This is a genomic window from Bacteroidales bacterium, assembly GCA_012517825.1.
Taxonomy (GTDB): Bacteria; Bacteroidota; Bacteroidia; order Bacteroidales; family JAAYUG01; genus JAAYUG01.
The window spans coordinates 1-9,019 of record JAAYUG010000055.1; the positions used below are offsets into that span (position 1 = coordinate 1).

The 9,019-nt window shown below is 44.9% G+C and carries 11 protein-coding genes; 8 read left to right on the forward strand and 3 right to left on the reverse strand.

Annotated features, from left to right (window positions below; genetic code table 11):
- From GX419_03730 to GX419_03755, 6 genes are all read left to right on the forward strand, one after another.
- Positions 1 to 409, forward strand: a 409-nt coding sequence (locus GX419_03730; protein NLI23800.1) for a YitT family protein, incomplete at its 5' end; no start/stop codon positions are given.
- Positions 410 to 615: 206 nt separating this feature from the next.
- Positions 616 to 873, forward strand: coding sequence for a hypothetical protein (locus GX419_03735; protein NLI23801.1), 258 nt, complete (start codon positions 616 to 618; stop codon positions 871 to 873).
- On the forward strand, positions 866 to 1,294 hold the full coding sequence (locus tag GX419_03740) for a PIN domain-containing protein (protein ID NLI23802.1): 429 nt from the start codon (positions 866 to 868) through the stop codon (positions 1,292 to 1,294). Before GX419_03735 ends, GX419_03740 begins: the two co-directional genes overlap by 8 nt.
- Before the next feature lie 101 nt (positions 1,295 to 1,395).
- On the forward strand, positions 1,396 to 1,626 hold the full coding sequence (locus tag GX419_03745; GenBank protein ID NLI23803.1) for a DUF2905 domain-containing protein: 231 nt from the start codon (positions 1,396 to 1,398) through the stop codon (positions 1,624 to 1,626).
- 72 nt (positions 1,627 to 1,698) lie between these two features.
- Entirely contained in the window at positions 1,699 to 2,604 is a 906-nt protein-coding gene (locus GX419_03750) for a hypothetical protein (GenBank protein ID NLI23804.1), read from the forward strand.
- A 139-nt stretch (positions 2,605 to 2,743) separates the two neighbouring features.
- Positions 2,744 to 3,064 (forward strand): transposase, encoded by a 321-nt coding sequence (locus GX419_03755; GenBank protein ID NLI23805.1) that lies wholly within the window; start codon positions 2,744 to 2,746, stop codon positions 3,062 to 3,064.
- Positions 3,065 to 3,598: 534 nt separating this feature from the next.
- Here the strand turns inward: GX419_03755 and GX419_03760 are convergent.
- The 3 genes from GX419_03760 to GX419_03770 are packed head-to-tail and all read right to left on the reverse strand — an operon-like array spanning position 3,599 to position 7,466.
- Positions 3,599 to 5,542 (reverse strand): LysM peptidoglycan-binding domain-containing protein, encoded by a 1,944-nt coding sequence (locus tag GX419_03760; GenBank protein NLI23806.1) that lies wholly within the window; start codon positions 5,540 to 5,542, stop codon positions 3,599 to 3,601.
- Between the two features lie 11 nt (positions 5,543 to 5,553).
- Complete coding sequence (locus GX419_03765; GenBank protein NLI23807.1) at positions 5,554 to 6,501, reverse strand: phosphoribosylaminoimidazolesuccinocarboxamide synthase; 948 nt, start codon at positions 6,499 to 6,501, stop codon at positions 5,554 to 5,556.
- Positions 6,502 to 6,512: 11 nt separating this feature from the next.
- Complete coding sequence (locus GX419_03770) at positions 6,513 to 7,466, reverse strand: PhoH family protein (protein NLI23808.1); 954 nt, start codon at positions 7,464 to 7,466, stop codon at positions 6,513 to 6,515.
- A gap of 93 nt (positions 7,467 to 7,559) precedes the next feature.
- Between GX419_03770 and GX419_03775 the strand changes: the two genes are divergently transcribed.
- Together GX419_03775 and mazG are read left to right on the forward strand one after the other, a co-directional pair.
- Entirely contained in the window at positions 7,560 to 8,351 is a 792-nt protein-coding gene (locus GX419_03775) for an SAM-dependent chlorinase/fluorinase (protein ID NLI23809.1), read from the forward strand.
- Between the two features lie 112 nt (positions 8,352 to 8,463).
- On the forward strand, positions 8,464 to 9,019 hold a 556-nt coding region (gene mazG, locus GX419_03780), incomplete at its 3' end, for a nucleoside triphosphate pyrophosphohydrolase (protein NLI23810.1).

The window sequence follows — 9,019 nt, forward strand, 5'->3', positions numbered from 1 at the left end:
GGTCGGGCAACTGCTTATTGTGGTCGATTCAGTCATCGTGCTGTTCGGCCTCGTCGCTTTCCGCGACTGGAGAATACCCCTGTATTCCTGGGTGGTAATTTTTATTACCGGCAAGGTGGTCGATTACCTTCTTGAGGGAGCAGTGTATCATAAAAGCCTTTTTATCATTAGCGACAAATACGAAGAAATCCGCCAAAAACTGCTCTTTGACCTCGGCCGGGGCGGCACTCTGCTTACGGGTATCGGCATGTACGAAGGGAAAGAACGAAAAATCATTTTTGCCAACGTCAGCCGTCGCGAAATGATTTTGCTGAAGAGTTACATCCATTCCATTGATCCTGAAGCCTTCATAACAGTATTTGACGCCAGCGAAGTGCTGGGTGAGGGATTTAAACCATTAAAGGAATAAAGGGTTATAGTAACCCAATCGTTGCATCAGAAAAATTCTAATGCAATGCGATTAAGAGGAATCAAACCCACATCGAGGATGTTCACATGCGCAATGCGGGTTCGATGCTTACCGTGCGACAACATTCAGATAGTTGACAATACGTATAATATTTATTAAATTTGTACGTAAAACTGTCCTGGATTATTTAACAGTCTCATAAAGCAATGAATACAAAGTTAACCTTGACCGTTGAGCGCGAAGTGGTTGAAAGGGCGAAGAAATATGCCAGAAAAGAGGGCAGGAGCCTCTCTGACATCGTTGAGAGTTATCTTAAAGCCCTTTCTTCAGAAACGAATAAAAAAGGAAAAAGAACGGGTTTCCTTGTTCAATCATTGCGTGGCTCTTTCAAGGCACCAAAAAAGGTAAACTACAAAGCACAGTTGTCTGAAATTCTCTATAATAAGTATCTGAAGGATGAATAATCTGCTGATCGATACCGATGTGATTCTTGATTTTTTCTTCGATCGTATGCCTCATTCAGAATATGCTGCCATGGTATTATCTCTTTGTGAACAGAATGAAATCAATGGGTTTGTCACTCCGGTTATCTGTTGCAATGTATATTACCTCTTACGGCAAACGGCTCCTCATGCCAAAGTCATTGGAAAAATGCGGCAATTGCTTTCCATTCTTGATATATTGCCCATGGACAGAAATGTAGTAATGCAGGCAATTGATTCCGGATTTGGTGATTTCGAAGATGCTTTGCAGAATTATTCTGCTCTTGAATACGGAAAAATTGATGTCGTAATAACACGGAACGTTAAGGATTACAGAAAAAGTAGCCTGGGTGTTTTTACACCGGAACATTTTTTAAAAGTCTTCGAAGCACAAAGGAAATAAGGGTCATAAATCTGTTTTTACATTATTAACTTTATTGCGTCGTAGTTAATAAAAAGGGAGAACGAATTAAGGGAAAATAAACTTCAGGAATGCATGATGTAATGGGCTCTATGCAGCAACTGGGGAAAATATTGATACTGGCAGGTATTTTATTGATGATAGCCGGTGCTCTTCTTCTGATTCCCGGTAACAAGCTGGGATGGATGGGGCATTTGCCGGGCGACATCCGCATTGAACGGGAAAATTTCCGGTTTTATTTTCCTGTTACAACCTTAATCATTATTTCACTTATCCTTAACTTTGTTTTCTGGGTAATTCGTAAATTGCACTAGCCTCTGCCATGGTTTGGCCGATGAAGGATCAGTGGCAGTGTCTGTTATGAATTTTTAATAACTATAAACACCATGAAACACTTTTGGAACATACTTTTTGTTTTCATTTTCCTTCTATTTGCAGGCTGTGCCGGGAATGCAGGACGAAATGCCGGAGACGACAAGAATGCATTGCATCTGGTTTTTATGACCGACATCCATATCACTTCCGACCTGGATGCTGCAAGGGGCTTTCAGATGGCAATTGATACCATTAACAAGCTGAATCCGGATGCAGTGATTACCGGAGGGGATCTGGTGATGGATGCTTTGCAGGCCACGGAAGAAAAGGCCGATAGTTTGTACGATCTCTATCTTTCGCTCGCAAAAGGGATTCGTCCTCCCCTTTACAATACCCCCGGAAATCATGAAATGCTGGGCTGGGAAGATGAAAAGAAAGTTTCTCTATCAAATCCATTGTCGGGCGACGGCATGTACCGTAAGAAAATAGGATCACCTTATTATTCCTTCGAATTGAAGGGCTGGAAGTTCTTTGTTCTGAATTCAGTGGCGCACAGGGAAGGTGGTTATACGGGAAGGGTGAGTGAGGAACAGCTGCGGTGGCTGAAGGAAGAAGTTGGTAAGACGGATTCCCTCATGCCCCTGGTTATTGTTACGCATATTCCTTTACTTACGGGTTATACGCAGTTTTTCAAGGGTGCTACTGCCTGCAATGAAGAAGGGCTTGTAGTGGCCAATAGCCGCGAAGTTCTGGACATTTTTACCGGGCATAATTTGAAGCTGGTCCTTCAGGGACATTTGCATTTTCTGGAAGACAATTATTTGAGCGGAATTCATTTTATCACGGGCGGGGCGGTTTGTTCCGGCTGGTGGAGGCATAAGTACCATGGACTGGAAGAAGGGTTCCTTGATATGGTTCTCACTCCCGATAAAATCAACTGGAAGTACATTGATTACGGTTGGGAGCCGAAACAATAGAACCGAGGCAGTTAAAATGTTCTCGCATATCTGTTTCTGTGTTTCGTTTTGAGAAATGGATAATAAATCTTTGGGAAATGGTCTGACCCCCTATAAAACTAGACTAAAAGTACAAAAATAAAATCGTACTTTTATACTTATGGTAAAACAACTTCACAAACGGACACCTCAGGAAAAAGAAAAGATCATACTGGATATCCGGAGCCTTGGGGTTATTGCAGGCTGCCGCAAACACGGCATATCGAAAAGCTTGTATTATTATTGGGTTAACAAGTATCAAGCATCTGGGATCGAAGGATTGGAGGATCGGCGGGGAAAGAACATGGATGCTCATATCAAAAGGTTAGAGAAAGAGATCCGTATATTAAAGGAACTACTTGCAAAACAGGAACTTGAATCGAAACTAAAGGACGAGCTTTTAAAAAAGAAGTTTGGTCTGCCAGGGAAAAAAGAGAAGTAATCTGCAGGTATGTTGCAAAGGGGATCAGAACAGCTGAAGCTGTAAGGATAGCCGGAATGAAGAAGAGCACATATTACTGTAAACCCAACGGAAGGCCAAAAGTTCCATTTGTGAGTTGTGAGTTGTGATTTGTGATTTTAGATTTTTGATTTGAGCTCTGGGCAATGGGCTGGGGTCTGGTATTTGTGAGTTGTGATTTGTGAGTTGTGATTTGAGATTTTACTGTGAAGAAGAGTAAACAATTGGGTAGAACGTTAAGCGGAGAATAAACTGATGAACGGTATTTCTTTACGCTTTACACTCTTTCCCCGTTAGGGGATGAAGGACAATAGATTTGACGATCCAAACCTAATCTTCTTCCCCGTCAGGGGATTAAGGACAATGGCAACATATTCAGGAGTTCCAGAGTTCCAGAGTTGCAAGGTTCCAGGGTTCCAAAGTTCCAGAGTTCCAATGTTTCAAAGTTCCAGCTTAGAGCGTTGAGCCTATAGCGTAAAGACAATAGCAAATGACGAACGGTAAAAAACAGGAACATCATTCCCACAGAACCGGGGTTACGGAATAATCTTTCCCATACGTAACCAGGTATAATGAGTGCTTGGAATACCCGGCACAGTTTGAACTCCGGTAAAAACGAAAGTCGCCTTGCAAGCCTTTCAGGTATGGATTAAAGCATTCACGCAACGATTTCCCGTAGCGGAATGCCTGAGGAATAATCATACAGGCCATATCGTACCCCATCATGGCAAAATGCATGCCTCTGCTGTTCATTTTTGTCGGATAAAAGCCAAATGTATTACGGAATCGGTTAATAAATTCCCTTACGTCCGGATTACGGTAATCGACCAGATAGGGTGTGAAATAATGCAGTTGCAACTGATGAAAATAGGCGGCATCAATACTGGCAAAGTTGTTCCAGGAAGGTGAACCAAGAACAATAACCGGATAATTTCTGGACAGAAGAATCAGATTCCGGAGTACTTCTCCCGCATATTCCTCCCTGTCGGACAGTATCATCACCACGTTGGAATCATTTTTTGCAAAATACGGTTCAAAATTGGCCAGGGCAGTATCATTCTGTACAGCTTCCATTATTTTTTGTTCCGGCAGGAGATTTCTCAGTTTCACGAGGGTTCTTAATGAGGCTGAGTCGGCAGGATGAACAACGACCAGCCGGGAATAATGCTTTGATCTGAACCAATTTGCCCAGGAAGCAAGAATGGTTTGTTGAGAAGGCTCAAATGACACAAAACGGAATGATTGGGAGTCGGCCATAGTGTTTGGGAAAACCGGTGTTATGAGTGATATTTTCTGCTGGAAGCAAAACGTGTCAAGGGCAATTATGCGGTTGTCTGCAACAGGGCTGATGACGACATCGGGTTTGGCTGATTCGATCCGGGAGAGCATGGAGCCCGTTATTACAGGCACACTGCCCAGGTCACCTGCGGTTAGCTTCAGGGAATACCCGTTTTTTTGCATTTGCCGGGCACCAAGAAGGAACCCGAGATAGTATTCATACCACCCGTTTTTCAGCAGAGTTTCTGATGTGCTCCGGAATGCTAATGAGGGATCACTGGACAACAGGGTATCATTAATCTCTGCAATGCCCCTGTCAATATTAAACGGAAGGAGGAGGTACAGCGACAGCGGTCCTTTGTGCGGCAGAAGATAGGAAGAGTCGCAGGTGCAGGTATCGGGTAAAGGGTAGAAATGGGATGCTCTGCTAAAAGAAATGGTGTCAGATGAAACAGCCGGAGTAACAGGTACAATGACGCCTGAAAAAGGCATATGTTCCCTCTTTTGCAGTGGAATAAGAATGGTGTCGCCGGCTTTCAGCCCCCTCCATACGGCACCGCCATTGGCCAGAATGATTTCAGACGGGGTGGTGTTCCAGCGGCGGGAAAGGGAGTAGAGAGTTTCTCCCTGGCCGACGATATACCGTGTTGAATCAAGCTGGCGACCGGTAATAATACCTTCTCCTTTTTCTGCCATTCCGGGAGCTGTCCGGAGAATGCTCTTAGGAATTTTAAGTACCTGGTTTACCTGAAGTGCACTGTATTTTACTTCCGGATTATATTCTGCAATCAGATCAACGGTAATCCCATAAAATTTTGCCAGCGAAAAGAGCGTTTCCCCTTTGTTTACTATGTGAAAAACATAAACCGAAGTATCACCCGGGAGAGGTTTTTCCTGCACAGGGCCTCTTTCCGGTATTTTAAGAACCATTCCTTCTTTCAGTCCCTCTTCGAGGCCGGGATTCTCCTTACGGAGTTCAGCTTCTGACACATTATAAACCCGGCAAAGGGAATAGATTGTTTCCCCTTTCTGCACGGAATGAAGGTAATAGACCTGCCCCTTCAGCAAAACCTTGTTACGTGACCGCTGAACCTGCACAGCCGGCTCCTGTGGAATTCCATAAGGCAGGATAAATACGGAAAGAAGCAAACAGAAAAGCAACCGAATCAGGGGAGACTTCATGACCGCCAGCTTCAGTGAGATTTGATAAAATCAAGAATATTACGGTGTATGCGATTTTCTATTCCGGTGGTATCGGTTCGTACAAATTTTTCTCCGGTAATGTTCTCATAGAGCTCAATATACCGGTCACTGACCTGCTGAACAAAGGCATCGGTCATTTCCGGTACTTTCTGTCCTTCTTTTCCCTGAAAATTGTTCTCAATCAGCCACTGACGGACAAACTCCTTGGAAAGCTGTTTCTGAGGTTCTCCCTTGCGGAGCCGCTCTTCATAACCTTCAGCGTAAAAATACCGGGAAGAATCGGGGGTATTGATTTCGTCAATCAGAATGATTTTATCATCCACTTTGCCGAACTCATATTTTGTGTCCACCAGGATAAGCCCTTTCCGGGCGGCCATTTCCGATCCTCTGCGGAAGAGCTTATAGGTGTATTCTTCCATCAGAAAATAATCTTTTTCGCTTACCAGCCCCTGGGCAATAATTTCTTCCCTTGAAATATCGAGATCGTGGCCTGTTTCTGCCTTGGTAGTGGGGGTGATAATCGGTTCGGGAAATTTTTCATTTTCGCGCATACCTTCCGGAAGGGGCACACCGCATAAGGTTCTTTTTCCGGCCTTGTACTCCCGCCAGGCGTGGCCGGTAAGGTATCCGCGGATTACCATTTCCACCTTAACCGGTTGGGCCAGAAGACCGACCATAACCATAGGATCGGGTGTTGCAAGCTTCCAGTTTGGCACAATGTCGGCTGTTGCATCCAGAAATTTGGAGGCAATCTGGTTGAGCACTTGTCCTTTGTACGGAATGCCGCGGGGCAATACCACATCGAATGCTGAAATGCGGTCAGTGACCACCATTACAAGGTATCTGTTCTCAATGGTGTAAACATCGCGAACTTTACCAACGTATTTGGCTGTCTGGCGTGGAAGTTGAAAATCTGTTTTAACAAGCGCTTCTGCCATATTCTAAAGGGTTAATTGTTATCTTTCTTTTTGCTGTATGCTTCGACGATGTACTTCACCAGCCGGTGCCGGATGATGTCGCGCACATCAAATTCAACGACGGAAATACCGGGAATATTTTGCAGGAGGTTAAGCGCTACGATAAGGCCGCTGGCTGTTTTTTCGGGGAGGTCGATCTGGGTTATATCTCCGGTTACGATGAATTTGGCGTTCTTCCCCATACGGGTGAGGAACATTTTCAGCTGGTTTACTGTGGTATTCTGTGCTTCATCGAGAATAACAAAGGCATTGCTCAGGGTGCGCCCGCGCATGTAGGCAAGTGGGGCAATCTGGATAATCCCTTCTTCGAGAAGTCCGGCAAGTTTTCGTGCCGGAATCATGTCATTGAGGGCATCATAGAGCGGCTGCAGGTAGGGATCGAGTTTTTCTTTAACATCACCGGGAAGAAATCCGAGCTTTTCGCCGGCTTCAACGGCAGGCCTTGTAAGTACAATCCGCTGTACTTCCCGGTTTTTCCATGCCCTTACGGCCAGGGCAATGGCTGTGTATGTTTTCCCCGTACCTGCCGGACCTATGGCAAACAAAAGATCGTTATTCTGGTACTCCTCCACCAGCCGTATCTGATTAACGGTGCGCGCCTTAATAATCCGGCCTTCATTACCGTAAACAAGAACATCGTCTGTTTCTGTATCGCTTTTAAGAAGGCCTCGTCCGTTCTCAAGGACAAGTTCTTCGAGTTCTTCAATGGTGAGGCTGTTGTACTTCTGGTAGTAATCGATGATGGATTGAATTTTTTCTTCAAACCGCGACACTTCTGCATCATCACCCATTACCTTAAGCTCTTCTCCCCGTCCGACCATTCTGAGTTTTGGGAAGGCTTTTTTAAGAAATTCAAAATGGATATTGTTGATTCCATAAAGAACCACCGGATCAATGCCTTCAAGATATACAACCTTCTCCATCATGAATATCGGAGGGATTTATTACTTTTGAGTTTTGCAAAGTAACATCATTTTTTCCATTTTTCAAGAAGGCGGTTTTTCAGATAGTGCCTGTTTATGCCGGTGGTTACCATTATAAGTGACTGGTCGCAGGGTGATTATTACCTGGCTTCGCTCAAGGGAGCCTTGTTATCGGCACTTAATGGTATTCCCGTGGTTGATATAATGCATAACGTCTCCTCCTTTCACCTGGGGGAAGCGGCCTTTGTTCTCGGAAACTCATACCGTCGTTTTCCCTCCGGCTCGGTGCATCTCATCTGTGTCGATACCTTCCCGCAGAAGAACCGAAGGTTTCTGGCAGTAAAGGGTGACGGGCATTATTTCCTCACGGCCGATAATGGCGTTGTGGGTCTGCTTTTTCCGCAGGGAGGTATGGAAGTATATGAAATCACTTCCTATTCAGCCCATACTGTCTTTCCTGAACTGGATGTCTTTGTTCCGGCCGCAGTCCATATTGCCGGGGGAAACGATCTGAAAGAAATCGCCGTTCGCACAGAAAGCTGGAAATCGATGGTACCAATTCTTCCGGTCTATGATGACGGAACGATAACGGGGAGTGTTGTGTACATTGATTCGTACCGAAATGCAATTACCAATATTGACCGTCAGTTGTTTGAAAAAGTAGGCAGGGGGCGGCCATTTGAAATCGTGGTGCAAAGCAACCGATACAGGCTCACCCGCATTGACGATTCATACGGGGAAATTACCAGTGGTGAACTGATGGCCCTTTTCAATGCGGCAGGTTTTCTCGAAATTGCCATTGCACGGGGAAATGCAGCCGACCTTCTCGGGTTGGATACACAGTCGGTTATTCGTATAACTTTTTTTAACCGGGAGAAAAAGGGATAATTCCGGATTTTGCACAAAAGCGCCATTTTTGCCAGCACCGGATCGGGAAATATTTTACCACGAATTGCATGGAATTGGATATATTTGCCCTCATTTTTCAATATTCGTTGTCATGGCTTCACCTGAAAAGACTGAACTCTTCGGACAATTGCTCGATATCATGGATGAGCTGAGGGAGAAATGTCCCTGGGACCGAATTCAAACCTTTGAGACCCTCCGGCCTCTCACCATAGAAGAAACCTATGAACTGTCGGATGCTATTCTCTCGGCTGATATGCCGAATATCAAAAAGGAACTGGGCGATTTGCTCCTTCACATTGTCTTTTATGCCAGGCTGGGTGAAGAAACAGGAGATTTTTCCATTGCCTCGGTTATTGCTTCGCTGAACGAAAAACTGAAGTTCAGGCATCCGCATGTTTTTGGGGAGGTGAATGTGGCCGATGATAACGAAGTTAAGAAGAACTGGGAGCATTTAAAGATAAAGGAAGGAAACCGTTCTGTGCTGGGAGGTGTGCCCGTGTCTCTTCCTTCAATGGTCAAAGCAGGCCGCATCCAGGAGAAAGTGCGGGCCGTCGGATTTGATTGGGAAGACCGCTCGCAGGTGTGGAATAAAGTGGAAGAAGAACTGAATGAACTGAAAAAAGAGGTTGAGGAAGGCAATAAGGACA